Source organism: Bradyrhizobium centrolobii (genome assembly GCF_001641635.1).
Taxonomy (GTDB): Bacteria; Pseudomonadota; Alphaproteobacteria; order Rhizobiales; family Xanthobacteraceae; genus Bradyrhizobium; species Bradyrhizobium centrolobii.
On sequence record NZ_LUUB01000054.1, the window covers coordinates 148,479 to 174,213 of the forward strand.

The window sequence follows — 25,735 nt, forward strand, 5'->3', positions numbered from 1 at the left end:
GCGGACAAGTCGGCTACCCATCCTACGAGTGAAGTGATTTCAGCCGCCCGCCGTCAGGTCTCTCGCTGCTCTCAAACGGCGGCCGGTCTTAGGCCTCATCATCGAACGGCGACGACCATCTCAAGTTCGACGGGCGCGCCTCTCGGCAACTCGGCGACCCCGATAGAGGTGCGCGCGTGGCGCCCCCGCTCCCCGAGCCGCTCGATGAGTCGGTCCGAAGCTCCGTTCATGACTTGCGACTGTTGGATGAATCCTGGTGCCGAGGCGACATATCCGACGACCTTCAGGACCTGAACGATCTTCTCCTCGCCGCCCGCGGCATGGCTGACGGCGGATATGCAGAGATCAACGCAGAAAGCGGCAGCCTCCTGGGCAGCCTTAACGTCGACATCTGCACCGACCTTGCCGGAATAAAGGAGATCCTCGCCACGGCGCGGCAACTGGCCGCTCACATAGGCCAGTCCATTGTGAATGACGACCGGCACATAGTTTCCTCCGGGCTTGTTCAGATCGGCAGGGCTATTCGTGGACATTTCAAGGCACCTTTCCCATCACAGAGTTCAGCAAGTTCATCCGGGTTACCGTAACACCCTCGGCCGGCATTACCATTCCCGATCCAGCGACGCTGATTGCACCGTCACTGCAATTCTCCTCTCACGCCGACGCTGCCGCGTCTATGGGTTCGCTTCGCTTGAGCCATCCTACCAGTGAAGCGATTTCAACCGCCCGCCACCAAGTCCTTCGCCAGTGCCATGTAAGCCGGCAGCGTCACGGGATCGTTGGCGGCGTTGCCTGCAACCGGATGCGAGGCGTAGCGCGCGATCACCATCTCGGCTTTCGGATCGATATAGATGCCCTGGCCATGAACGCCGCGCGCCATGTAGGCGCCGTGCGCGTTGTGCGTGACCCACCATTGGTTCCGGTAGGAGGCGCCAGGCAATGTGGTGTAGCCAGCGGGCTTGAACTTATCGGGATCACCGCCGCGCGCGATGTCTTCGACCACCGATGCCGGCACGATCTGACGGCCATTGAAGCGGCCGTGATTGCGCATCGTCTCGCCGAAGCGGGCGAGATCGCGCAAGCTGGTCGAAAGGCCGCCACCGCCGCTTTCGGTCCCGATACAATCGACGTGATAGTGCGCATCCTCTTCCGCGCCCATCGGTGTCCAGATGCGCTCGGAGAGGAGATCGGACAGCGTCATGCCGCTCGCACGCCGGCAGATCCAGGCGAGCACGTCGGTGTTGACGGTCTTGTAGGCGAAGGCCTTGCCATGCTCACCCTGCTTGCGCTGCACGCGGAGGAAATCGAAGATCGTGGTCGGGCCATCATAGCCCGGCTCGATCGGCGCCATGCCGTTGGCGCGCCGCAATCCCCAGACGGCGGAATTCCTGTCGGTATAGACCTCGGTGTATTCGAGGCCCGTGGTCATATCCATGACCTCGTGGACCTTCGCATCGCCGAACGCGCTGACCTTAAGCTCCGGCACATAATCCGTGACCGGGGCCTGCGGATCGATCCTGCCCTCCGTGACCAGAAGGCCGGCGAGCACGCCGGTGAACGACTTCGTGACCGACATCGCGATATGCGGCTTGTGCGGCTTCAACGCGCCGAAATAACGCTCGTAGATCAGCTTGCCCCGATGCAGCACGGCGATGCCGTCGGCATAGGTTTCCTCCAGCATTTTCGCAAACGTCATCGGACGGCCGTCCATGGTGACCGATGCAGATGCACCGATGTCATGGTCCTCACGCGGAAGCACGGACGCGGGTCCCGCTCCGCGCCAAACGTTCACCGTGGGCACCAGTTGGCGCACATTGCTCCAGGCCCAGCGCAGCTCGGGGAAACTGCGGAACGAGCCGTCCTGAAACGCGATCGTCCGATCCGGCGCCGGCGGAAAGCCCTTCATCCAACCAAGCGTTTCGGGGTCGGTTTCGGTGGCGGTTGTCGAGGCGGACATGAACACATGCTCCGGAAGCGGCGATGAGGATGTCGTATCATGGGAGGGCATGGCGGACATCCCTCGACGCCAACATGCAGCCCCCAGGAGTTGGAGGAGCTGCGCGCCGTCTGCCGCCAGATCGTAGGATGGGTGGAGCGAAGCGATACCCATCAATCCCGTTTTATAGCCACGATGGGCTTTTGCTGCGCTCTACCCATCCTGCGCCGGCAGCCATACAGGTCCGGTCCGCATTCAAAAGCCGCCCTCTCCGTCAGTTCGGTTCGTGACTCAAAGTGGTCACTTGATTTAAAGACCATTTGGTCTATATCTTTCTAATGAGCAACCGAACCTCAGTGCCGTTGCCCCGCGGTCGCCCGCGAAGTTTCGATGCGGAAGCCGCCGTCGAACGCGCGATGGGTGTGTTCTGGTCGCGTGGCTATCATGCCACGGCGCTGCCAGACCTCCTGCGTGCGACGAAGCTCTCGCGTGGCAGCCTTTATGCTGCTTTCGGTGACAAGCACTCGCTCTTCCTGCGCGCGCTCGATTGTTACATTGCCGATGCCGTGACACGGATGGATATCGAGCTTGACCCTCGCAAGGACCCGGTGGACGGCCTGCGGGCCTACCTTGCTGGGTATGTTGAGCGCACGAGCGGCGCCCACGGTCGGCGCGGATGTCTGGTGATTGCCACAACCATGGAACTGGCCGGGCGTGACGCTGACGTTAATCGTCGCATCGCGAGCTTTTTCGAAGTCATGGAGGCGCGGGTGGCGGATGCACTTTCCCGTGCGAAGGCGGCGGGCAGGTTAGCCGACGGTGTCGACCCTGCAAATGCTGCCCGCATTCTCGTCTGTTTCGTTGAAGGGCTGCGAGTGATCAGCAAAACGGCGCCGACGGGAGCCATAACCCAAGCCGCGGCCGACGCTCTGCTCGATCGTTTCATCAGGTAAGCAAACCCGGGCCCCTCCTCACGATCGGCGCGCCGATATCTAGACCAATCGGTCTTTAAAGGAGAATACCATGTCCGCGATCCAGATTGTTTGCGCGGTGGCCGTTCCTTTGCTCTGGGGTTATCAGTTCGTGGTCATCAAAGTGGGCATTACGGAGTTTCCGCCGTTCTTCTTCCTTGCGCTGCGTTTCCTGGCCACCGCGCTCCTGCTTATTCCGTTCGTCAAAAAGCCCACGCGTGAACAGTTGCGTCCTATCGCAGCTATCTCGCTTTTTCTTGGTGGACTGAACTTCGGACTCTTCTACGTTGGTCTCGGGCTCGGCTCGGGAAGCACGACGGCTGTCGCATATCTACTCTCCACGCCCTTCACGGTCCTGTTGGCCTGGCCGCTGCTGGCGGAGAGGCCGTCTCTCACTACCGCCTCCGGAGTAGCGCTTGCATTCGCCGGCGTCTTTGTGTTGAGGGCGGAGCCCGGCCTGTCGTCAAACGGGCTACCACTACTGCTGGTGATCGGAGCTGCCTTCGCGTTCGCGGTATCCAACGTCTTGACGAAACGCTACGGCCCTTTTGATCCCTTGATGTTGATGGGTTGGTCGTCGCTGTTCACGGTGCCGCAGGTGATGTTGATGTCGTTGCTCCTTGAACATGGACAACTGGCGAGCCTCGTTGCCGCGGATGAACGTGGCTGGCTGGCATTCGCCTACACAATTTTTATCGGAGGAATTGTTGGATTTGGCCTTTGGTTCTGGCTGATCGCTCGCTGCTCTATGGGGCGCGTTGCCCCCTTCGGTCTACTGCTGCCGGTGTTCGCCTTGATGTCGAGCGCATTATTTCTTGGCGAGCCGATGACTCCGAAGTTGATTATTGGTGCGCTGCTAGCGATCTCTGGTGTTGCCTTGACACAGTTTAGGCCGAGCGCTCGACCGGTTTGAATCCGAAAGCTGCGTCGTAGCGCTGCCGCGCGTCAGTCGTGCGATATGGACAGTCCCGCGAGAAGCGGCGCGTACGCGGCAAGCCTGCTGGATACGAACTCAGTGAAGAGCCGCACGCGCTTCGTCTTGCGTGTCTCGCCCTGGGTGAGAAGCCAGAGCGCTCCGTACATGTGCAGGTCGGTGCCCGGCACCCTCACCAGTAGGGGGTCGGCATCTCCGACGAAGCACGGCAGTGTCGTCATCCCGATTCCTTGCCGAACTGCAACGATCTGCGCCTCGCCGTCCGTGGTCCTGAACGGAACCCCCTTGGTGCGAACCTCACCCTCGCGGGCCCAATCCGGAATTCCATGAATGCTTATGACGATCCACCGGATGGGATCAGGCGCGCCCGCACGCCACGCGGCTAGTCGATCGCGGGACATGTAGACGCCGCCGAACAGCTCCGGCCCCTTCAGGCCGTGAAGATTGAGCGGCAGGGTTTTGCGGTCGTAGACGACGCGGATCGCGACGTCGGCCTCTCGGTTGGTCAGATTTGCCAGCTCGCCGGACGACAAGATTTCCACCTCGATGTCTGGATGCAGACGCGCGAAATCGGCGAAGTCCGGCATGAGCAGGTGTGTCGCGAGGGGCGGTGCCAGCGTTACCCGCAGAAGCCCGCGCACGCTCTGGTCGCGACCGAACACGCGCGTCTCCAGCTGGTGCGACGACGCTTCCATCTGCTTCGCGAGCTCGAGGACCTCCTCCCCCGCAGCCGTCAGGCGGTAGCCCGAAGGCAGCTTTTCGAACATGTGCGCCCCGAGCCGTTCCTCGAGCTGGGCGATGCGTCGGAGCACGGTTGAGTGGTTCACACCGAGGCGCTCGGCGGCAGCCCGCACCGAGCCCCCGCGCGCGACGGCAAGAAAGTAGCGAACGTCATCCCAGTCGATCATGGTGCAATCCCGCACCGCAGGGTTTGCCTTCGAAAGTCCGTGTCCAACACCATCGAACATCCTCTCGAATGTGGGGTAGCACGGTCGGGTGATCACTGCCTATGCCGACAAGCACGGCCCAATTCCGAACGGCGGGCACCGATCGCGGCTGGCGTCAGTCGTCCCGCCGGATCGATTTCGCACCACCGATGTGCGCGCTTCCGCACTCAACGCCTGACGCCGGCAGACCTATGTCGAGGTTCTCGGGGGCCTCCCCGAACGACCAAAGGCGGAGCCTGAAAGGAGAAGTCATGGGAAAGCTTGAGGGTAAGGTTGCAGTCATCACGGGTGGATCGAGCGGCATGGCGGCGGCGAGTGCCAAGCGGTTCGTTGAAGAAGGCGCCTATGTTTTCATCACGGGCCGGAGGCAGGAGGCGCTCAACGAGGCCGTCAGGCTGATTGGCCGGAACGTGACCGGCGTGCGCGGCGACGCGGCCAATCTCGACGACCTCGACCGCCTGTTCGACACAGTCAAACGGCAAAAGGGCAAGATCGACGTCCTGTACGCGAGCGCCGGCACGGGCGAAGCAGTCCCACTGGGCGAGATTACCGAGCAGCACTTCGATGCGGCCTTCGGCCTGAATACGCGCGGCACGCTGTTTACGGTTCAGAAGGCGTTGCCGCTGTTCAACGATGGCGGATCGATCTTCATGACCGGGTCAGTTGCTTCGGTGAAAGGTTTTCCTGGCTACGGCGTGTATTCGGCAAGCAAGGCGGCGTTGCGCTCATTCGCACGCACTTGGCTCAACGAACTGAAGGGCAGGAATATCCGGGTGAACGTGCTGAGCCCGGGGCCGATCGCCACACCGATGCAGGACCAAGTTCTCACCGAGGAGGCGAAGCGGATGTTTGAATCCCTGATCCCGCGGGGAAAGATGGGTCGTCCTGAGGAAATTGCGGCGGTCGCGGTGTTTCTTGCTTCTGACGATTCCAGCTTCGTGAATGGGGTGGAGCTGTCTGTCGACGGCGGCTTCTCGGCCATCTGAAATCGCGCCTGATCGCGGGAAGTGGCTGACCGTCCGGCCGCGTGGAAGTCGTTCACGGGAGGACGTCTACGCAATTCAAGAATTCGAAGCGATGACGCGCATCGCTTGGGGTGGCGGTCCGAAGATCTCGCGAAGGTCACCATGCATCGAAACGGATAACCCAGCGCCATTGAAGGCCGGGGAATCAATATCAACACGGATCGGAGAAGTATCATGAGCTATGCGATTGTAGGATTCGGTGCGGTAGGCCAGGCCCTCGCCCGGGCCTTCGCCCGTAAAAACATCAAGCTGGCCGTCGCGAGCCGCCGGCCTCCCGAGGCGTTGGCGCCGCAGGCTCGGGCGATTGGACCCACGGTCGTCGCCAAGTCGCTGCGGGATGCACTCGAGGCCGACACAATCATCTTGGCGGTCCCGTTCGGGGAGCATCGCGAGGTTGCGAAGGCCCTGCCGAGCTGGAAAGGCAAGACGGTCATCGACGCGATGAACGCGTTGCTTCCCCCTGAGGAGCTGGACGGTCTCCCGTCCTCCGCCTTCGTCGCGAAGGCGTTCACCGGCGCCAAGTTCGTCAAAGGCTTCAATCACCTGATTGCGGCCACCCTGGCTGCCGATCCGATCGTCGAAGGCGGCCACCGGGTCGTCTTTCTGTCGAGCGACGACGAGGACGCGACCGCTCCCGTGGCGGCCTTGGCCAAACAACTCGGGTTCGCACCCGTCAAGCTGGGAAAGCTCAACGAGGGTGGCGCGCTGGTGCACGCACGCGGCCGCACTTGGGGCCAGCTCATCTTCCAGGATTTGTTCAAGAAGGAGCAGTAATCGATCTACGACCGTGTGATTTGGCCCGAGGAGTACGATCCCGAAACGTCGGCCATCTATGTGCTCAATGACATCGACATGACGGCGCCCCCTCAAGCGGTGTGACGCCGACGGAGCGGCGGATCCACGGGTCGCTTAGCATCTATCGACTGCTATCGATGGCCTAGGATTCGCCCGAGTGTCCTCTGCTATCCGATACTGCTCCATGGTACTCCCCCTCACTCCCACTCGATTGTTTTAAGCCGTGGTAATGTGCTGATTTTGGAGCGCAAATTGTTTCTGCGCCCGACGAAGAACCGTCTCGCCAGTCCGTCAGAAAATTGCGCTCTTGATTTCAAACAAGATTTTTGACGATACGCGATCTGCTCGGTTTCAGTGACTATCGACATCAATTGGTCGATTTTTCGCTTCGCTAGCACACGCACATTCGGCATAGCGCCTGATAAAAGACCGTCAGCAGTAAAGCGCATGGGCGAGAGAGACCGTTTCGCGACGGCCTCTCCTACTTCCACTCCGCGGTTATCGGCAGTCGTCAGCCGTTTTGAAGACCACTGAGGTGATCTGCCCTTTTTGGGCTAACCGCGCTTAGAGAATTCCTCGGCTGCGATACGAACCGCCTGCTGTGTCGCGGGATAGCCGCTGTAAGGAATGAGGTTTACGAGCGTTTCCAGAATTTCTTCCCGCGTCGCGCCAACGTTCAACGCGGCGTTGATGTGCACGCGAAGCGGAATCTCTGTCGTGGCAGACCCAACGGCTGCCAGAGCAGCGCAGGCGCTGAGTTCCCGAGACTTCATGTCGATCCCGCTCCGCGAGAACACCTCACCATAAGAATGCTCGACGATCATTCGACCGAGATCAGGTGCGACATCATCGAAAGTGCGGACCACGGCATCGCCCGATGAACCGGACGTTTTTGCAAGCGTAGCACGCCCGCGTTCCAACCGGTCTGCGCGGCTCTCGACCACGGCGGGTGGGGGCACGTTTGCCCCAATCGTTGCCGACCCGGCAGCGAAGATATCCTTGGCGACGGCGAAGGCGTTCAGCGCTGCCGGAAAACCCCGATAGACGCTGAGCTGGATCAGCACCTCGATGATTTCCTCTCGCGTCACGCCATGGGCAAGCGCGCCGGCGAGATGAAGACGGAGCGTCGCCGCACGGTTGCCACTGGCGGCAAGCATCGAGATGATTGCGAACAGTTTGGCTTTTTGGTCGAGGCCGTCGCGCGCCAGCATTTCACCAAAGGCGAACTCGATGGAGAGTTGCGCGAGGTCAGGCGAACCGGCAGCAAAGCCATCGAAATATGCCTGCACATCGCCTCCAGAGAGCCGGTCGAGCGTCTCCAACCCGGCCTGTCGGCGTGTCGATCCATCGCCTGCGGAGGGCTCGATGGGTTCGAAAGCAAGCTTGCGCTCAGCGAACACCGCACGAATAAGGCCGATCGCATTTACCGTTGGCGGGAAGCCGAGGAGCGCTACAGATATAAACATGAGTTCGATAAGCGCCTTCGGCTCGCCGCCGGCGTTGAGGAAGCCCGCCATATGAAACTTCAACTGCGGCTGGGCGCTTCCGTCGGCAAGCAGCATTGAAATAGTGCACAGCTGACGCAATGGGAGGTCGAGACCTGGCCGCGATAGAACGTCTCCGTATGGGTATTCTACGGTGAAACGAGAAAGGTCGACGGATGTCTCGGCAAGACTATTAATCGGCTCGTCGAAATTCTCTCCGCCAATCTGCCGTAAGATTTCAAGACCGCGTGAATAACGACTATATTGAGATGTTGCTGTCATTGCATATGCCTTCTGATTGATTGTGGCGGGAGTCCCACCCACGGCGACAAGGGCAGCTCCAAAAAACTCTGGCCGGAGGCGGGTGCGCTGTGCTCGGTTATTGCTGCGTTAGGGCGACACGACATCGGCGATCTCTCTCACGAAGCGCCCCGGACTTGGCCGTGAAACCAAAGAAGGCATCGCGGAACTAGCCATAGTCGAAGGCGCTCGACAAGGAATGCTGGTCGCGACCGCCCCACACCAGGCATAGCCGGATTCGATACAAACCCTCGGAACGTGACCTCTGCAGTCCGAGGGTTTGTATCATCAGAACCGACGCTAATGCCGGCTGATCCCAGTCATCGCAAATTGAGAACTATCGGCTACTTTTGCTGTGCTGGTATTGCCTACAGCGCGATATCCTATCCTACTTTACTCCACAGCACGCCCCGTCACTCCCACTCGATCGTGCCCGGCGGCTTGCTGGTCACGTCGTACACGACCCTATTCACGCCCTTCACCTCGTTGATGATGCGCGTGGCGGTCTCGCCCAGAAACTTCATGTCGAACTGGTAGAAGTCGGCGGTCATGCCGTCGGTGGAGGTGACGGCGCGGAGGCCCACGACGTAGTCATAGGTGCGGCCGTCGCCCATGACGCCGACGGTCTTCACGGGGAGCAGCACGGCGAAGGCCTGCCAGATTTCGTCGTAGAGGCCTGCTTTCCGGATCTGGTCGATATAGACGGCATCGGCCTGGCGCAGGATCTCGAGCTTGTCCCTCGTGATGTCGCCGGGGCAGCGGATGGCGAGGCCGGGGCCCGGGAACGGGTGGCGGCCGACGAAGATTTCGGGCAGGCCGAGCTCGCGCCCGAGCTTGCGCACCTCGTCCTTGAACAGTTCGCGCAAGGGCTCGACGAGCTTCATGTTCATGCGCTCAGGCAGGCCGCCGACATTGTGGTGCGACTTGATCGTCACCGAGGGGCCGCCGGTGAAGGAGACGCTCTCGATCACATCGGGGTAGAGCGTGCCTTGCGCGAGGAAGTCGGCGCCGCCGATCTTCCTGGCCTCCTCTTCGAATACCTCGATGAAGAGGCGGCCGATGGTCTTGCGCTTCTTTTCGGGATCGGTGACGCCTTCGAGCTCGCCCAAAAACTGTTTTGAGGCATCCACGTGCACGAGCGGGATGTTGTAGTGGTGGCGGAACAAATCGACCACCGTCTCGGCCTCATTGAGGCGCATCAGGCCGTGGTCGACGAAGACGCAGGTGAGCTGGTCGCCGATCGCCTCGTGGATCAGCACGGCCGCAACGGCTGAATCGACGCCGCCGGACAGGCCGCAGATCACCCTGCCCTTGCCGACCTGGGCGCGGATCTTCTGGATCTCCTCCTCGCGGAAGGCGCGCATGGTCCAGTCGCCGGAAAGGCCTGCGATCTTGCGCACGAAATTGCGGAGCAGTTTTGCTCCGTCCACGGTGTGCACCACCTCGGGGTGGAACTGCATCGCGTAGAACTTGCGCTTGTCGTCGGCGATGACGGAGATCGGCGAGCCCGCGGCTTTCGCCACGCCGCGAAAACCGTTGGGCAGTTTTGTCACCCGGTCGCCATGGCTCATCCAGACGTCGTAGCGGCCGCCCTTCTGCCAGACGCCCTCGAACAGCGCGCAATCGTCGGTGACCTCAATTGTTGCGCGGCCGAATTCGCGGTGATGGCCGGCCTCGACGGTGCCCCCCAACTGCTGCGCCATGGTCTGCTCGCCATAGCAGATGCCGAGGACCGGCACGCCGGCGGTGAGGATCGACATGGGAGCAGCCGGCGCGTTGTCGTCGAGCACCGAGGCTGGTCCCCCGGAGAGGATCACCGCCTTGGGCTTCATCTCCTTGAAGGCTGCGTCCGCCTTGTTGAACGGGACGATCTCGCAATAGACGCCGTCTTCGCGCACGCGACGCGCGATCAGCTGCGTCACCTGGCTGCCGAAATCGATGATGAGAATCTTGTCGTGCGCCGAGGCCACGGAGGGCGTCGACGACTCGCGGGCGTTCTGTGCTGCTGTCATGGCAAGCAGATACGCGACGAGGGCCGCGCCCGCAACCGCGCGTGCGAGCACGCCCACATTCTTCTTTGGGCATGGACAAAGCGATATAGGTCAGTAAAGTTGACCTAATTTGCTTCGCGCGATGGCGGCCGTTCAGGCGGGAACCTGTCGTTGAGCGGCCGCGGAAAGATGGCTCCTCCTGCCAAGGCCCGCGCGTCGTCAGCGATTGCGCGCGCCGACTTTCCTCACCCTGGTATCGGACCATGTCAGCGGCCGGCCGGCTCGCGATGGAAGCATGAGCTGCCCGACCGGCTGGCCCGCCTGGTCCACCAGGTCCGAATGCGCTTCGCCGCGCGCATAGAGATGCGCCTCACCCCATTGCCGCAGGCTGACGACGACCGGAAACAGGTCGCGCCCTTTCTTGGTCAGCGCATATTCCTGATAGGCGCTGCCGTCGGAGGCCGGAACCAGCTCGAGCACGTCGAGCTCCACCAGCTTGTGCAGGCGCGCGCTGAGCATGCCCCTGGCAATGCCGAGGTTCTTCTGGAAATCGCCGAACCGGCGCAACCCGTCGAACGCGTCGCGCACGATCAGGAGCGACCACCAGTCCCCGATCGCGTCCAGCGCGCGCGCCACCGGGCAGTCGGCCTTGGCAAAACCGGTCCGCTTCATTCGCCGCCGCTCCTCTCCAAACTGGTCCTAAAATAAGACTGGACAGCACGGCGCGCAACTGGTCTTATTATAGGACTAGATTGAACTGTGCCGGAGATAGCAATGATGAAGGACGACATCGCGCCAGCCGGACCGAGGAACGCCGGCGACACGGCCGGTCGCGGCCTCTCCCGCGCGATGGCGGTGCTGTTCGCGCTGACCTGCGGCCTGAGCGTCGCCAACATCTACTTCGCGCAGCCCCTGCTCGACGCGATGGCGCACGACCTCGGCATCGCCCCTGCCGCGATCGGCATGGTGGTGACCTTCACCCAGATCGGCTACGGGTTCGGCCTGATCCTCATCGTGCCACTCGGCGATCTCTGGGATCGCCGCCGCCTGATCGTCGGCCAGACCGTGCTGTCGGCGATCGCCCTCCTCGTCGTCGGCACGGCGTCGCACGCCGCCGTGCTGCTCGCGGCAATGGCGCTGGTCGGCCTGCTCGCCGTCGTCGTCCAGGTGCTCGTCGCCTTTGCCGCAACGCTGGCAACACCAGCCGAGCGCGGTCGCGCCATCGGCACGGTCACGAGCGGCGTCGTTGCGGGGATCCTGCTGGCGCGTTTCGGCTCGGGCGCGCTGGCCGACATCGGCGGCTGGCGTCTGGTGTATCTGGTCTCGGCCGGCCTCATGCTCGCCATGGCCGCGCTGCTCCTGCGCGTTCTGCCTCGCGCACCGCAGGCAGCGATGGCCGGATCCTCCTATCTGTCGCTGCTACGCTCGACGGCCGCGCTGTTCGTCGAGGAACCGATCCTGCGCGAGCGCGCGCTGTTTGCGTTTCTGATCTTCGCCAATCTCAACGTGTTCTGGACCTCGATCGTGCTGCCGCTTTCGGTGCCTCCCTTCGCCCTGTCGCACACCACGATCGGACTGCTCGGAGTAGCCGGGGTCGCCGGAGCGCTCGCGGCGCGCAATGCCGGCCGCCTCGCCGATCTCGGATGGGCCCAGCGCACGACCGGACTGTCGCTGATGCTGATGCTGGCGGCCTGGGCTCCGATCGCCTGCCTGCAAGCCTCGCTCTGGCTGGTCGTCGCCGGCGTGATCATGCTCGATTTCGGGCTCCAGGCGGTGCACGTGACCAGCCAGAGCCTGATCGTCGCCGCGCGCCCAGATGCGGCGAGCCGGCTGGTCGGTGGCTACATGGTGTTCTACTCGATCGGAAGTGCCGTTGGCGCGATCGCCTCGACGACGGTGTACGCCATGGCCGGCTGGATCGGTGTCTGCGCGCTCGGCGCGGGGATCAGCGCGGCCGCGCTATTGGTCTGGGTCATCATCGTGAGCAGGGTGCCGGTGCCGGCGGACTGTGCGCTGACGCACTAGCCGCGGGCATCACGTCGGATCCGCGATTTCCGGCGAACCCGTGTCGCGGCGCGATTCCAAAGATGGAGACTGTGGCCAAAGCGTACGATAACGAAACCACAGCCAGCGCCGAGACAGGATTACCGCCATGAAACTCCCCACCTCGCCCTTCACCGTCACTGACTGGAGCCAGGTTGCGCCGACGGTGCATCCCGGCGAAACCGGCCAGGCCTTGTGGCGGACGCTGAACATCGGTGATCTCCGCGTGCGGATGGTGGAGTATTCGCCGGGCTACCTCGCCGATCACTGGTGCGACCGCGGCCACGTGCTCTACGTGCTGCAAGGCGAGCTCGACACCGAGCTGCGCGACGGGCGCAGGTTCAAGCTCACGCCGGGGATGAGCTACCAGGTCTCGGATTTCGGCGACGCCGCGCATCGCTCGTCGACGGCCACGGGCGCGACGCTCTTCATCGTGGATTGAGACGTGCCTGCGAAGCCCGAGAAGCCGAATTTTGCAGCGCAAAATAGAGAACTGGCGCAACATCCCGATCCACGGGTGCCGCCTTGAAGTAGCCCCAATAACTCGCTAGATTGTGAACATCGATACTTGGCCGAACGACTGGGCCGCTTCGCCTCGTTTCTGACAGGCGCGCACGCTTCAGATGATTTCCCCCAAACATCGACTCATCAGGATTATGGGCGCCAATGCGTACCGGTCCACGTGCGTATCTTATCAACAAAGGAAATTCCCATGGCTATGGGTACCGTGAAGTGGTTCAACAATCAAAAGGGTTTTGGCTTCATTCAGCCGGATGATGGCAACAAGGACGTCTTCGTTCATATCAGCGCGGTGGAACGCGCTGGCCTGAGCACCCTCAACGAGGGCCAGAAGATCTCGTTCGACATCGTCGCAGACCGCCGGAGCGGCAAGTCCTCCGCTGACAATCTCCGCGTCGGCTGATTCGCCGCGCAACCGCGCTCTGACCACGGACGTACTGGCAGAGCGCAACCTGTCGAGCCCCGCGACCGAAATTCGGTCCGCGGGGCTTTTGCTTGGGCAGAACAGCGCCGCCCTACCCGCGGTCCCGTAGGTGGGTTAGCCACCGTACGAGGTGTGTTCGTCAATCCGGGGCGGCCGGAGGGCGGACCCGGAATCCATCGCGCGGCGATCTCTGCGGCTCAATGGATTCCGGGTTCTCGCTTCGCGAGCCCCCATTGCTCACTTGCGCAATGTGGAATGACGAAGTGTGGTCAGCCAGCCTTCTTCATCACCGAGACGTAGAACCCGTCCGTTCCCGTCCGCCGCGGCGTCATCAGCCAGCCTTCGTCGGACTGCAGCGCTGCCTTGGCAAAATCCTCGGCCTTGTCCCAGAGCACGCTTGCGGTCTGCTCGGGCGGCACGACCGAAAACTCCGGATGGCGACCGACGAACGCCCTCACCTGCTCGCCATTCTCCTCAGTCAGCACCGAGCAGGTGATGTAGGCGATGCGGCCGCCCGGCTTCACCAGCGGCACGGCGCGCTCCAGCACCTCGGCCTGGTCGCGCAGGCGGATCTCCAGCGCGCCGGGGCGCATGCGCCATTTGGCGTCGGGGTTGCGGCGCCAGGTGCCGGTTCCCGAGCAGGGGGCGTCGATCACGACGAGATCGGCCGAGCTGCGGATATCGGACAGCGGATCGGCCTCGCCCTTGGGCGTGCGGACGTCCGCGTTGTGGACGCCGGCGCGCGACAGCCGCTCGTGGATCGGGGCGAGCTGGCGCTTGTCGCGGTCAGTCGCGATCAGCCGGCCCTTGCCCTGCATCAGGGCGGCGAGCGCCAGCGTCTTGCCGCCGGCGCCGGCGCAAAGGTCGATCACCTGCTCGCCGGGTTTTGCCGCGGTGAAGGCGGCCGCAAGCTGCGATCCCTCATCCTGCACCTCAATGGCGCCCTTGATGAAATCCTCTTCGGCCTGGATGCCGGGGTTGCGCGCGTCGGCCGAAAGCTCGATGCGCAGGCCGGTTGGCGACCACGGCGTCGGTTTCGCATGAAGATGAGCAAGCGTGCGCAGCGCCTTGTCGCGATTGGATTTCAGCGTGTTGACGCGCAAGTCCAGCGGCGCCCGGCTCGCCATTGCGGTCGCCTCGGCGGCGCGGTCATCACCGAACACTTTTGCGAAGTGCGGATCGAGCCATTCCGGATAGTCGCCGGCGACAGCGGCGGGTGCGTCCTTGAGGGAGCGCGAGGCGAGCGCCGCCTGCTCGGCCTCGGTCAGCGGCGACGGGGCAAACCGGCTGCCGTCGAACATTGCGGCCATGGTCGGCGTGTCCATATTGCGCTCGAGGCGGAGCATGCCGATCAGCCGCGCCCGTGCGGTGTCGGCGTCCATCAGGAACGCGCTCGAGGCATAGCGGCGCAGCACGTCCCAGACGAGGCCGGCGATCGCGGCGCGGTCGCCGGAGCCGGCAAAGCGGTGCGCGGTGCCCCACTCCTTCAGCGCCTTCGCCGCAGGCACGCGGTCTTTCTCGATGGTGTCGATCAGTTCGATGGCCGCGGACAGCCGGGCAGCGGGGGTCATTTTGAATCTTTCAGATAAGGATTCTAGAGCGCGATCCTATGAGCGCGTTCTAACGTTTTGTGATTACGCATGATCTTGTCGGAAAACCGGTGGCCACTTTTCCGGATCATGCGCGTGCATAAGCGCTCAGATCAGCAACAAGATCTTCAGCGCGAAGTAGATCCACATCGCGAGCAGCACGAGCACTCCGGCGAGCCAGACCGTCGAGCGCCGGCCGAGATCATTCGAGGTGACGAAGACGCCGGCATGGGCAAAGCGCGTTACCACGAATACCCAGGACATCAGCACGATGAAGAGATCGGCATGGCGTAAGGGAAGCGCCAGCGCGATCAGGGCGTAGAAAAGCACCGGCAATTCGAACTGGTTGCGGTAGCAATTGCCGATTTGTGTGGCGCCCTTCGGCCAGTTCGGCTCGCCCAGCGCAATATCGCGGATCTTGGTCTCGCCCGAGACCAGCGTCTCGCGGCGCGCCAGCACCATCCAGATCACGAGCGCGAAGGTAAGGGCGACCTGCGCGAAGACCGGCAGCAAGACCATTTGAATGGACATCGGAACTTTCCCGAAAATGAGGCGGCCGGACGGCAGCCCAAGGCAACCACCGCTACACGGTGCGATCGAATTCGACAACGCCGGACTTGCTCAGGCCGATCTTGCCGCCCTGCCCGACCGCTTCCGCCGGATGCGGCAGACCGCACGGTCCCGGCAATGCCGACGACTGTCTCAGCACGCAAATCTGCGGCAAGTTCAATGCCGCGACCCGCGAGCGCCGCGCGGCGCCGGCAATGGCGGCGGCGGAACAGGACTTCAGGATCCGATGCAGCATCGCGGCCAATCCATTTGAGCTGCCACCGGAATTGCCCTCGGCGCGGCCGGCGGTGTCGGCGTCAAACGGCCGGCCCTCCGCGGGCGGGCAGCGTCGGGCCAGGACGCTACACGATCCGCTACCACGTGCTCCAGCGTCATCGTTCGGTCTCGTGGTGAGGCTATGCTTGCAGCATGCCCGAATTCCGCCTGACGCAGATTTCCGACACGCATCTCGGCCGGCGCTTCCCCGGTCTGGTCGCGAATTTCCACCGCGTCAGCGAGCATATCGACGCTGATAGGCCCGATCTCATCGTCAACACCGGCGACGTCTCCTTCGACGGGCCGACCAGCCGCGACGATGTCGAGTTCGCGAAGAGCCTGCACGACGCCCTGCCCGTCGCCTGCCGCTACCTCCCGGGCAATCATGATATCGGCGACAATCCGACCGCGATCGGGCCAGCGCCCAAGCCACCGGTCGAGGAAGCGCACCGCCAGCAATTCTGCACCGTGATTGGCGAGGACCATTGGTCGTTCGAGGCCGCGGGCTGGTGCTTCATCGGCCTCAACTCGCTTGTGATGAATTCCGGGCTGGCCTTCGAGGCCGAGCAATTCGACTGGCTGGCCTCGGAAATTGGGCGCGTGAACGGCAAGCCGGTCGCGCTGTTCCTGCACAAGCCGGTGTTTCTCAACCTCCCCGACGATCCCGAGTCGGTCGAAACCTCGATCCGCTACGTGCCGCAGCCGGCACGCGCGCGATTGATCGAGATGTTCTCGACCGTCGATCTACGCCTCATCGCCAGCGGTCACGTGCACCAGCGGCGCGACTTCACGTTCCGTCATACGCGGCACATCTGGGCCCCGTCAGCCGGCTTCAAGATCAACGATGCGCGCCAGGATCGGATCGCGATCAAGGAAACCGGCCTCGTCGAATACCGCTTCCGGCCCGATAGCTTTGAGGTCCGCCACGTCCGCGCGGCGGGTCAGGTCGATGTCGACATCGAAGAAGTCCTCGCCCAATGGGACGGGCACTAGCTCGCCCAATCCTCGGGGACTTATCCCCGGTGATCTCGCCGTGCTCGGCTTCGGCGACAACGACTCAGCGACTCAGATCACGCCTGGCCGCGCCACCATCACCTTCGATTCCGCCGCGCTCGGCCACATCGCCGGCCAGCTCTTGCTGGCGCGCCTGACCGGCACGCCAAACACCGAGCCGCGACGCGCGGTCGAGCGTTCCTTCGTCGAGCGCGGCAGCGTCTGAGGGGGCCGGCCCTCGATCAAACCGCAATCACCCTTCGCACCCGCCGTCAGAATGGCGAGGCGGTGAAATTGAACGGCTGCGTCACATCATAAGCCGCTTTTGTGACAGGCACGGCGTAGTTGACGGCGAGCGCACCGAAGGGCGAGGCCCAGGTCAGCCCGACGCCGACGGACGAACGCAGGATGCTTCCGCTCGCCACATTGACCGTTTGGCCGCCGAAAGTCGTGGGTCCCGCGTAGCGAAACACGCTTCCGGCATCGACGAAGGCCGAACCCTTCAAACCGTATTCATCGGGTACGCCGGGAAGCCCGCTCTGCAGTTCCGCCGTGGTCGCCCAGAAGAGACTGCCGCCGACATTATCCATCGCGCTGCCGCTGGTCAGGTCGCGCGGGCCGATGCCGTTGGGTGCGAAACCGCGCACCATGCTGGGGCCGCCGAAGAAGCTGTTGATCAGCGGCGCCTGTTGACCGCCCCAACTGGTGATGTAGCCGCCTTGCGCGCGAACCATGCCGACGAGGTCGCCGCCGAGAGATTGATAATAGCGCACATCCTCGGTCGTCCGAAGGAAACGGACATCGCCACCGAGGCCGGCGAGGTCCTGGCTGAGTTGCGAGTTGACGCCGCTCGTCGGGCTCTTCGTGTTGTCGAGGGTGCGGTAGGTCGTGGTGCTGCCGACCGCTGAGACCCAGGCAGGCCCGGCCGCGGCGGCCTGCTGGATCGGCAGCGACACCGCCGCACCCGACGAAGTCGGTGCAAGCGTGACGCTCTGGTTGGTAATCGAATAGCGCCACTGCACGCTGGTCTCTTCCGTCATCGGCGTCGTGAGCGTGAAATTGGCACCATAGCTGTCGGTCCCGTAGGACTGATAGCTGCTTGCAAAGGTCTGCCTGCCGAACAGCTCGGCGCCTGCCGTGCCGCGGCTCTCGAGGATATCCGGTTCGGACACCGAAAGATCGGCACCGCGCGAATACTGGCCGTAGCTGACTTTCGTCTGCACCGCTGCGCCAGTGCCAAGAAAATTGCGATCGCCCAGCTTGACCTCGCCGAGCCATCCGTCGGTCGTTGAGTATCCGCCGGATACGAAGAAATCGCCGGTCGGCTGGTCGACGGTTTCGACGTCGAGCACGACGCGATCGCTCGCCGAGCCCGGCCGGCTCGTGATCTTGACGTTCTTGAAATAGTTCAGGCTCTTCAATCTTCGTTCGGCGCGATCGACCAGCGTTTGGTTGTACGCATCGCCTTCCGCGAGATCGAATTCGCGGCGGATTACGTATTCGCGCGTCCTCGTATTGCCGTGGATGTCGATCCGCTCGATGTAATTGCGCGGTCCCTCATCGATCACAAAGGTTACATTGACCCGCCGCGCCTCCGCGTTTCGATTTGTACGCGGCGTTGCGTGAGCGAAGGGCGAGCCGAGCTTCTCCATCTCCCGCGCAAGCGCTTCGCAGCTCTTGTCGAGCAAGCTGCCGTCAAAGGGTGCGCCCGAGCGTGCCTGTATCCAGGCACGCAGCCGCTCAGACTCGACCCCCGCAACGTGCGACTCGAGATCGACATTGCCGAAGCGATAGGGCTCGCCCTCGTCGATGACGAAGGTGATCGCAAAACCCTGGCTGGTTGGATCATATTCGGCGCGCGCGTCGGTCACGCCAGCGTCGGCATAGCCGTGGTTGCGGTAGTAGCGCCGAAGCAGATCGCGGTCCTGCGCAACCCGATCGGGGTCGTAGATGTCTGCATGAGTGAGAAAGCTCAATACATTCGTCGCGGACGTGCTGATGACGGCGGCCAGCTGACGTCGGCTGAACGCGTGATTGCCGACGAAATTGATCTGCCGTACCGTCGTTTTCGTGCCCTCCGTGACGGTGAAGACGAGATCGACCGTTTCGTTGCCGCGCTCGATCGTCTCCGGAACTACTTTGACTCCGTCGCGACCGACGTGCCGATAGAACTCCATCATGCGCCCGACGTCGGCCTGCACCATGGCCCGTTGGAATGGACTGCCGGGCTTCGATTGGACGGCGGCGGCGAGATCCTGATCCGTGACCTTTTTGTTGCCCTCGAATGCGACGCGGCCAAGGAGCCTCGCTTCGGTCAAGCGCACGACAATCCCGTCCCCGGCGCGATCAATCTTGACCTGATCGAACAGGCCCGTGCCGATCAGTCCTTTCAACGCGGCGTCAAGCGAGGCCGCGTCGTAACGGCCATCGGCCGCGGGATGGAAATAGGACCGCACCGTCGCGGCCTCGACGCGCCGGCTGCCTTCGACGGTGATCGTTGCTGCAGGATCGGTTGCGAGCGCCTGCGAAGCCGATAGCGCGAGCACAACGGCGAGCAGCGCCGCTGCATGCCGCCGCCACGCCCGCGCTTCGGGTACTCCCCTCACACCTGCCTCATAGCTCACGGGGCAATATCGAATTTCCCGCACCGGGCAAAAGAATGTCAGAGGCAAGGTCAGTTGCAGACCAAACATGAACGCCGTCACAATTTTGACGCGCCCTCGGCCTGCCCTCCCAAGATTCGTCGTATGGCTGCTTCAAACGCTGCGTAGCCAAGGGGGCGGGAGCCTCTCGTGATGCATGTCGTCACGAGGGCGATGGAGCATCACATGCGTTACGCAACCCTCATCCTCACAGTGCTGGCTCTGATTGGTCCGACGCGCGCCGACGCGGTCGCTCCCCAGATCGATCCGCGCGCCTCACTCGGCGTGGTGCAACAATGGATCTACAACTACCGCACCAAGCCGGACTATGCGCACGTGCCGGCCGCCGTTCGCGTCCTCTTCCATTCGCAGACATTTAAGGAACCCGAAAACGCAGGGATCTATCTCGGCTTCATCGCCGGTGCGATAGCGTCGAATCCGCTGAAAGCCGAACAGCTGGTAAACAGCTTCTTCCCCGTGCCTCCCGAAGACGAGTGGGTCATCGTGCGCGCCATTGCCTATTCGGGATTGCCCGACTGGCGCGACCTGCTCCGGCGGGTCGCGCCGAAAATGCCGGAACGGCGGGTCATGATCGACAGCTACCTCAACGGCACGTTACCGACGCTCGCGGAAATTCCGCTGGAGGAGCCGAAGCCGGGCATGTTCGACAAGCTGCGCAACAGCTTCACCCGCAATCCGTTCAAGAAGGAAGAGAAGAAGCTCGACACCAAATTGACCTTTGCGACGAGCCAGGATCTCTTGGACACGCTCTGGGGCTATTATTTCGCGACGGGCTCTCACGTGCCGATCATGAGGATCACTCAGATGCTGCCGTGGTCGAAGAGTCGCGACACCCTCGACAAGCTCACGGTGGGCAGCATGGCGCGTTACACGCTTGCAAGCTATGCCGTGCGTGACAATGCCTTGCGGGAATTCCTGCGTGGCGAGCTGGCGCTGCGGCCTGAACCGGTGAAGGGTCCGCTGACCGAGGTCATTCAGGCCGCCGATACCGTTCAACTCAGCGCCTTGCGACGCGATGCCCTCGCCGCAGTCGAGGAGCTGAAGACGAAGGGATCGGACGCCCGCCGCAACCTCGATTTCTGGGGCCAAGTTGGGGTCGGCGCGCTCGCCCTGGGCTGTGTGTCCGCTGCTGCGCTTGGACAAGTCGCCGTCGGTGTTCCCTGCGTGATCGGCGGCGCCACGTCGCAGGGGTTGCTGTCGTTCTGGGAGAAGCAGCAATAGCGCCGTGTCGGCTGGCCCGGTCAAACGGCTAGGCGACGTCCCTCAGGTCAGGTCATGCTGGATCGCGGCAAGCAAGGATTGCAGGGCCGCGCTGTTCGCTCAGAGGTCAATGAACCGACGGTCACGCCTGCGGCCTTTACAGGCCGGGTGTCGCCGATAGGCGACTCTTCCTTAGCCATTCTCCGACCCGAAGGGGTCGGACTCCGGCTCCGGAGGAGCCGGAGACGCCGGCTACGCCTTGTCGGGGCCGACCCGGACCAGTTGCTTGCCGAAATTGGCGCCCTTCAGGAGGCCCATGAAGGCGCTGGGCGCGCTTTCCAGGCCCTCGGTGACGAACTCCTTGTATTTCACCTTGCCCTCGCGGACCCAGGCCGACATGTCGCGCAGGAAGTCGCCGTGGCGTGCGGCGAAGTCGCTGACGATGAAGCCGCGGAAGGTCAGCCGCTTGGTCAGGGTCGCACGCATCATGCTGGCGGCCCATTTCGGCGGCTTGGCCTCGGTGTCGTTGTAATGGGCGATCAGACCGCAGACCGGCACGCGCGCGAAGGGATTGAGCAGCGGAAAGACCGCCTCGAACACCGCGCCGCCGACATTCTCGAAATAGACGTCGATGCCCTTCGGGCAGGCGAACTTCAGCTTGGCCGCGAAATCGGTTTCGCGGTGATCGATGCAGGCATCGAAGCCGAGCTCTTTGACCACGTAGTCGCACTTGTCCTTGCCGCCGGCGATGCCGACAGCACGCGCCCCCTTGATCTTCGCGATCTGGCCCACGGCCGAACCGACCGCGCCGGAGGCGCCGGCGACGACCACGATCTCGCCTGGCTGCGGCTTGCCGATGTCGAGCAGGCCCGTATACGCCGTCATGCCGGGCATGCCGAGCACGCCGATCGAGGTCGAGATCGGTGCGAGTTTTGTATCGACCTTGATCAGACCCTTGCCGTTGGAGATTGCGTGCGTGAGCCAGCCGGCGCGCGTCCGCACGATCTCGCCCTTGGCGAAGTTCGGATTGTTGGAAGCCGCGACCTCGCTGACCGTCTCGCCTTCCATCACGCCGCCGACCGGCACGGGCGCGGCGTAGGACGGACCCTCGCTCATGCGACCGCGCATATAGGGATCGAGCGACAGCCAGATCGTGCGCAGCAGGACTTCACCCTGCCCTGGCGTCGGGATCGCGAATTCCTCGATGCGGAAATCAGACGGCTTGGGCTCGCCGACGGGACGCGCGGCGAGAACGATGCGTTTGCCTTGGGACATGGTGGTTTCCTCCGGATTGTCTTTCGACCCGAACGGAAGCGGAGGGACTGGAGCGCGTCAATACAAAAGGACTGGAGCGCTTGGTCGCCCATGTTGTCGCTGACGAATTTGAGAAAGCCGACGCCTCATTCTCCGTCGTCATGCCCGGGCTTGACCCGGGCATCCACGATGCCAAGGAGCAAGGCGCAAGACGCGGATGGCCGGGTCAAGCCCGGCCATGACGAGGAAGAGAGCGGCGACTAACCCCCGCCCGGATAGTTCGGTGACTCGCGCGTGATGGTCACGTCGTGGACGTGGCTCTCGCGCAGTCCCGCGCCGGTGATGCGGACGAACTGCGCCTTCTCATGCAGCTCGTTGAGGTCGCGCGCGCCGACATAGCCCATCGCGGCGCGCAAGCCGCCGGCGAGCTGGTGCATGACGTTGCCAACCGGGCCCTTGTAGGGCACCTGGCCCTCGATGCCTTCAGGCACGAGCTTCAACGTGTCCTTGATGTCCTGCTGGAAGTAGCGATCGGCGGAACCGCGCGCCATCGCGCCGACCGAGCCCATGCCGCGGTAGGCCTTGTAGGAGCGGCCCTGCCACAGGAACACCTCGCCCGGCGTCTCGTCCGTGCCGGCGAGCAGCGAACCGACCATCGCGATGTCGGCACCGGCGGCGAGTGCTTTCGCCAGATCGCCGGAGAACTTGATGCCACCGTCGGCGATGACGGGGATGTCGGCTTTCTTCGCGGCCTCCACCGCATCCATGATCGCGGTGAGCTGCGGCACGCCGACGCCGGCGACGATGCGCGTGGTGCAGATCGAGCCCGGGCCGATGCCGACCTTGATGCAGTCCGCGCCCGCGTCGATCAGCGCCTGCGCGCCGTCCTCGGTGGCGACATTGCCGGCGACGACCTGCACCGAGTTGGACAGGCGCTTGATGCGGTTGACAGCGTGAAGAACGTGGCGCGAATGACCGTGCGCGGTATCGACCACGACGAGGTCGACGCCCGCATCGATCAGCCGCTCGGTGCGCTCAAAGCCGGTGTCGCCGACGGTGGTGGCAGCGGCGACCCGCAGGCGGCCGTGCGCGTCCTTGCAGGCCAGCGGATGGGCAACCGCCTTCTCCATGTCCTTCACGGTGATCAGGCCGACGCAGCGATACTGGTCGTCGACCACGACCAGCTTCTCGATGCGGTGTTTGTGCAGCATCCGCCTGGCCTCGTCCTGGCTGACGTTCTCGCGCACCGTGACGAGATTCTCGCGCGTCATCAGCTCGGAGACTTTTTGCCGGCGGTCGGTCGCAAACCGCACGTCGCGGTTGGTGAGGATACCGACCAGCTTGCCCGGCGTGGTCTTGCCCGCGCCGGTGACGACGGGAATGCCGGAGATGCCATGATCGCTCATCAGCTTGAGCGCATCGTCGAGTGTGGCATCGGGGCTGATGGTCAGCGGATTCACCACCATGCCCGACTCGTATCGCTTGACCTGCCGCACCTGGGCGGCCTGCCCTTCGGGATCGAAGTTGCGGTGGATGACGCCGAGGCCGCCGGCCTGCGCCATGGCGATGGCCATGCGCGCCTCGGTGACCGTGTCCATGGCCGAGGCCATGATCGGTATGTTGAGCGGAATGGCGCGAGTGACGCGCGAGCGGATGTCCACCTCGGAGGGAAGCACGTCCGAGAGGCCCGGTTTCAACAGCACGTCGTCGAACGTAAAGGCTTCGCGGATGCCTTGAAGACCTTGCACCGTGGCCATCTGCCAACTCCTTCCTGCGGCCATGCCGCAAATGCTTATGGATGAGCGCCGCCCTCGGCGTACCTTGCGGCAGCGCCGTCGAATCGGAGCCCATCGGTGGGGTTGACGCCGGTCGATAGCACGGCCGGATGACGAATCAAAGCAATTCGGACCGCTGGCCAGCCATGCACAGGCTTTTTAAGCAAATCAGCGTGGATAGCCTGGCGGCGGCCCGTGCTGGCGGATGGCATCCACGACCTCCCGGTGCCGCCGGTCCTCCCGCTTCATGTGCACCGCGATCACGGCATGGGCCGACGGCACCAGCAGCAGAATGTGGAAGACCAGGCCGAAAATCGCGCAGACGACGCAGAGGATGAGGTTGAAGATCGCCGAAAACGGCTGGCCGTTCAGGAGCAGCCCGATCGGCGGCAGGAGCGCGGCAAGGATGTAGATCATCACGGGATCCCCGGCGTCCGGCGCAACCGAGAGGGGTCACACCGTTGTTACGCAGGATCTAGGTGCTATGCGTGGTTCCGCAATGGTCTCGGGTGGGTGGCGGTGATAAGCCGCAATTCTCGCCCTTCCTTCTGATTTCCATTACCAATCTGTCATGTCGGTCGACAAGCAACGCGTGATTCCGCTGATCGTGGCCACCGCTCTGTTCATGGAGAACATGGACTCCACGGTCATCGCCACCTCGCTGCCCGCGATCGCCGCCGACATCGGCACCAGCCCCCTGACGCTGAAGCTCGCCATCACCTCCTACCTGCTGTCGCTCGCGGTGTTCATCCCGGCGAGCGGCTGGACCGCCGACCGGTTCGGCGCGCGCATGGTGTTTGCGATCGCGGTCGGCGTGTTCATGGTGGGCTCGGTCGGCTGCGCGCTGTCGACCTCGGTCACCGACTTCGTGTTCGCGCGCATCCTCCAGGGCATGGGCGGGGCGATGATGACGCCGGTCGGGCGGCTGGTGCTGCTGCGGTCAGTCGACAAGAGCGCGCTGGTCAATGCCATGGCCTGGGTGACGATCCCGGCCCTCATAGGTCCCGTGATCGGACCGCCACTCGGCGGCTTCATCACGACGTATGCATCCTGGCACTGGATCTTCCTGATCAACATCCCGATCGGGTTGCTCGGCATCTTCATGGCGTTGCGTTTCATCGACCCCATCAGGAGCGAGACCCAGGAGAAGTTCGATCTCTACGGCATGGTGCTTGCTGGCATCGGGCTCGCCGGCATCGCCTTCGGGCTGTCGGTCGCCGGCCTCAACCTGTTGCCCTGGAGCACGATCGCCGCCCTGGTGGTGGGTGGATCGATCTCGATGACGCTTTATGTGCTTCATGCCCGGCGGACGGGATCGCCGGTCCTCGACTTTTCGCTGCTGAAGCTGCCGACCCTGCGCGCCGCGATCCTCGGCGGGTTCATGTTCCGGCTCGGGATCGGCGCGTTACCGTTCCTGCTGCCGCTGCTGATGCAGATCGGTTTCGGGCTGTCGCCGTTCCAGTCCGGCCTCGTGACGTTCTCCTCCTCGCTTGGCGCCATGGGCATGAAGACGCTGGCGGCGCGCATCATCCGCGCCTTCGGTTTCCGCAACCTGATGACGGTGAATGCGATCATCAGCGCGTTCTTCCTCGGCGTGTGCGCACTGTTCACGGTGACGACGCCACTGCTGATCATCATGGTCATCCTGGTGGTCGGCGGTTTCTTCCGCTCGCTGGAGTTCACCGCGATCAATACGGTCGCCTATGCCGAGGTGGAGACGGCGCAGATGAGCCGCGCCACCACGCTCGTAAGCGTCAACCAGCAGCTCGCGGTCTCGGCTGGCGTCGCCGTCGGCGCGGCCTCGGTGGAGACGACGATGTGGCTCAGCCATGTCAGCGATCTCAATGCGACCGTGTTCGCGCCGGCCTTCGTCGTCGTCGCGCTGACATCGGCGGCATCGAGCTATTTCTTCTGGCAGATGCCCGACGACGCCGGCCACGAGATCTCCGGCCGCAAGGCGGTGGAGATTTCCAGCCGCAAGGGCGCGGCAAAGAGCGCGGCGAGCGCCGCCGTCAAGGCGGCGACCGAGGATACGCAGGACATGCGGGATCAGCGGCTGGGCTGAGG

General features: G+C 63.4%; 24 protein-coding genes. 11 read left to right on the forward strand and 13 right to left on the reverse strand.

Annotation, left to right across the window (positions count from 1 at the left end; translation table 11 throughout):
• Window positions 1-98: 98 nt before the first annotated feature.
• Both AYJ54_RS16495 and AYJ54_RS16500 read right to left on the reverse strand, forming a co-directional pair.
• The gene (locus tag AYJ54_RS16495) at window positions 99-533 is read right to left on the reverse strand and encodes a RidA family protein (RefSeq protein WP_063700112.1); all 435 of its coding nucleotides are present in this window, start codon (window positions 531-533) and stop codon (window positions 99-101) included.
• Between the two features lie 185 nt (window positions 534-718).
• Window positions 719-1,957: a serine hydrolase domain-containing protein gene (locus AYJ54_RS16500; protein WP_063700114.1), complete on the reverse strand. Its 1,239-nt coding sequence runs from the start codon at window positions 1,955-1,957 to the stop codon at window positions 719-721.
• Between the two features lie 395 nt (window positions 1,958-2,352).
• On the opposite strand from AYJ54_RS16500, the gene AYJ54_RS16505 reads away from it, so the two are divergent.
• Window positions 2,353-2,889: a TetR/AcrR family transcriptional regulator gene (locus AYJ54_RS16505; protein WP_430641431.1), complete on the forward strand. Its 537-nt coding sequence runs from the start codon at window positions 2,353-2,355 to the stop codon at window positions 2,887-2,889.
• A 70-nt stretch (window positions 2,890-2,959) separates the two neighbouring features.
• Complete coding sequence (locus tag AYJ54_RS16510) at window positions 2,960-3,820, forward strand: DMT family transporter (RefSeq protein WP_063700118.1); 861 nt, start codon at window positions 2,960-2,962, stop codon at window positions 3,818-3,820.
• 32 nt (window positions 3,821-3,852) lie between these two features.
• On the opposite strand, the gene AYJ54_RS16515 is transcribed toward AYJ54_RS16510, so the two are convergent.
• A complete protein-coding gene (locus tag AYJ54_RS16515; RefSeq protein WP_063700120.1) occupies window positions 3,853-4,749 on the reverse strand; it encodes a LysR family transcriptional regulator in 897 nt (298 codons plus the stop codon).
• A 290-nt stretch (window positions 4,750-5,039) separates the two neighbouring features.
• Between AYJ54_RS16515 and AYJ54_RS16520 the strand changes: the two genes are divergently transcribed.
• Together AYJ54_RS16520 and AYJ54_RS16525 are read left to right on the forward strand one after the other, a co-directional pair.
• Window positions 5,040-5,774, forward strand: a complete 735-nt coding sequence (locus tag AYJ54_RS16520; protein ID WP_063700121.1) for an SDR family NAD(P)-dependent oxidoreductase — start codon at window positions 5,040-5,042, stop codon at window positions 5,772-5,774.
• A 213-nt stretch (window positions 5,775-5,987) separates the two neighbouring features.
• Window positions 5,988-6,587 (forward strand): NADPH-dependent F420 reductase, encoded by a 600-nt coding sequence (locus tag AYJ54_RS16525; RefSeq protein WP_063700123.1) that lies wholly within the window; start codon window positions 5,988-5,990, stop codon window positions 6,585-6,587.
• 575 nt (window positions 6,588-7,162) lie between these two features.
• Here AYJ54_RS16525 and AYJ54_RS16530 read toward each other — a convergent pair.
• The 3 genes from AYJ54_RS16530 to AYJ54_RS16540 form a co-directional block, all read right to left on the reverse strand.
• Window positions 7,163-8,374 carry a carboxymuconolactone decarboxylase family protein gene (locus AYJ54_RS16530; RefSeq protein WP_063700125.1) on the reverse strand — a complete coding sequence of 404 codons (1,212 nt, stop codon included), beginning with the start codon at window positions 8,372-8,374 and terminating at the stop codon, window positions 7,163-7,165.
• Between the two features lie 431 nt (window positions 8,375-8,805).
• Window positions 8,806-10,404 (reverse strand): glutamine-hydrolyzing GMP synthase, encoded by a 1,599-nt coding sequence (gene guaA / locus AYJ54_RS16535; RefSeq protein ID WP_063700537.1) that lies wholly within the window; start codon window positions 10,402-10,404, stop codon window positions 8,806-8,808.
• A 198-nt stretch (window positions 10,405-10,602) separates the two neighbouring features.
• Window positions 10,603-11,055, reverse strand: coding sequence for a winged helix-turn-helix transcriptional regulator (locus AYJ54_RS16540; protein WP_063700126.1), 453 nt, complete (start codon window positions 11,053-11,055; stop codon window positions 10,603-10,605).
• Window positions 11,056-11,157: 102 nt separating this feature from the next.
• Between AYJ54_RS16540 and AYJ54_RS16545 the strand changes: the two genes are divergently transcribed.
• From AYJ54_RS16545 to AYJ54_RS16555, 3 genes are all read left to right on the forward strand, one after another.
• Window positions 11,158-12,408 (forward strand): MFS transporter, encoded by a 1,251-nt coding sequence (locus AYJ54_RS16545; RefSeq protein WP_063700128.1) that lies wholly within the window; start codon window positions 11,158-11,160, stop codon window positions 12,406-12,408.
• A 127-nt stretch (window positions 12,409-12,535) separates the two neighbouring features.
• Window positions 12,536-12,868 carry a DHCW motif cupin fold protein gene (locus AYJ54_RS16550; RefSeq protein WP_063700130.1) on the forward strand — a complete coding sequence of 111 codons (333 nt, stop codon included), beginning with the start codon at window positions 12,536-12,538 and terminating at the stop codon, window positions 12,866-12,868.
• 270 nt (window positions 12,869-13,138) lie between these two features.
• Entirely contained in the window at window positions 13,139-13,348 is a 210-nt protein-coding gene (locus tag AYJ54_RS16555; protein WP_063700132.1) for a cold-shock protein, read from the forward strand.
• A 290-nt stretch (window positions 13,349-13,638) separates the two neighbouring features.
• On the opposite strand, the gene AYJ54_RS16560 is transcribed toward AYJ54_RS16555, so the two are convergent.
• The 3 genes from AYJ54_RS16560 to AYJ54_RS16570 form a co-directional block, all read right to left on the reverse strand.
• On the reverse strand, window positions 13,639-14,940 hold the full coding sequence (locus AYJ54_RS16560; protein ID WP_063700134.1) for an RsmB/NOP family class I SAM-dependent RNA methyltransferase: 1,302 nt from the start codon (window positions 14,938-14,940) through the stop codon (window positions 13,639-13,641).
• Between the two features lie 126 nt (window positions 14,941-15,066).
• Complete coding sequence (locus tag AYJ54_RS16565; protein WP_063700135.1) at window positions 15,067-15,489, reverse strand: MAPEG family protein; 423 nt, start codon at window positions 15,487-15,489, stop codon at window positions 15,067-15,069.
• A gap of 52 nt (window positions 15,490-15,541) precedes the next feature.
• On the reverse strand, window positions 15,542-15,772 hold the full coding sequence (locus AYJ54_RS16570; protein WP_063700137.1) for a hypothetical protein: 231 nt from the start codon (window positions 15,770-15,772) through the stop codon (window positions 15,542-15,544).
• Window positions 15,773-15,936: 164 nt separating this feature from the next.
• Between AYJ54_RS16570 and AYJ54_RS16575 the strand changes: the two genes are divergently transcribed.
• Both AYJ54_RS16575 and AYJ54_RS16580 read left to right on the forward strand, forming a co-directional pair.
• A complete protein-coding gene (locus tag AYJ54_RS16575) occupies window positions 15,937-16,776 on the forward strand; it encodes a metallophosphoesterase family protein (RefSeq protein ID WP_063700139.1) in 840 nt (279 codons plus the stop codon).
• The gene (locus tag AYJ54_RS16580) at window positions 16,733-17,002 is read left to right on the forward strand and encodes a substrate-binding domain-containing protein (RefSeq protein ID WP_082905680.1); all 270 of its coding nucleotides are present in this window, start codon (window positions 16,733-16,735) and stop codon (window positions 17,000-17,002) included. The genes AYJ54_RS16575 and AYJ54_RS16580 overlap by 44 nt, the downstream gene beginning before the upstream one ends.
• 46 nt (window positions 17,003-17,048) lie before the next feature.
• Here the strand turns inward: AYJ54_RS16580 and bamA are convergent, their stop codons facing one another.
• Entirely contained in the window at window positions 17,049-19,400 is a 2,352-nt protein-coding gene (gene bamA, locus AYJ54_RS16585) for an outer membrane protein assembly factor BamA (RefSeq protein WP_245329035.1), read from the reverse strand.
• Between the two features lie 204 nt (window positions 19,401-19,604).
• Here bamA and AYJ54_RS16590 point away from each other — a divergent pair, with 204 nt between their 5' ends.
• Window positions 19,605-20,660, forward strand: coding sequence for a hypothetical protein (locus AYJ54_RS16590; protein WP_063700541.1), 1,056 nt, complete (start codon window positions 19,605-19,607; stop codon window positions 20,658-20,660).
• Window positions 20,661-20,891: 231 nt separating this feature from the next.
• On the opposite strand, the gene AYJ54_RS16595 is transcribed toward AYJ54_RS16590, so the two are convergent.
• The 3 genes from AYJ54_RS16595 to AYJ54_RS16605 all read right to left on the reverse strand — a co-directional run bounded on the left by AYJ54_RS16595 (window position 20,892) and on the right by AYJ54_RS16605 (window position 24,085).
• On the reverse strand, window positions 20,892-21,914 hold the full coding sequence (locus tag AYJ54_RS16595; protein ID WP_063700142.1) for an NADP-dependent oxidoreductase: 1,023 nt from the start codon (window positions 21,912-21,914) through the stop codon (window positions 20,892-20,894).
• Between the two features lie 239 nt (window positions 21,915-22,153).
• Window positions 22,154-23,650 carry an IMP dehydrogenase gene (gene guaB / locus AYJ54_RS16600; RefSeq protein ID WP_063700144.1) on the reverse strand — a complete coding sequence of 499 codons (1,497 nt, stop codon included), beginning with the start codon at window positions 23,648-23,650 and terminating at the stop codon, window positions 22,154-22,156.
• A gap of 186 nt (window positions 23,651-23,836) precedes the next feature.
• Window positions 23,837-24,085 (reverse strand): hypothetical protein, encoded by a 249-nt coding sequence (locus AYJ54_RS16605; RefSeq protein WP_063700146.1) that lies wholly within the window; start codon window positions 24,083-24,085, stop codon window positions 23,837-23,839.
• Between the two features lie 154 nt (window positions 24,086-24,239).
• Between AYJ54_RS16605 and AYJ54_RS16610 the strand changes: the two genes are divergently transcribed.
• Entirely contained in the window at window positions 24,240-25,733 is a 1,494-nt protein-coding gene (locus AYJ54_RS16610; RefSeq protein ID WP_063700148.1) for an MFS transporter, read from the forward strand.
• Window positions 25,734-25,735: the final 2 nt, after the last annotated feature.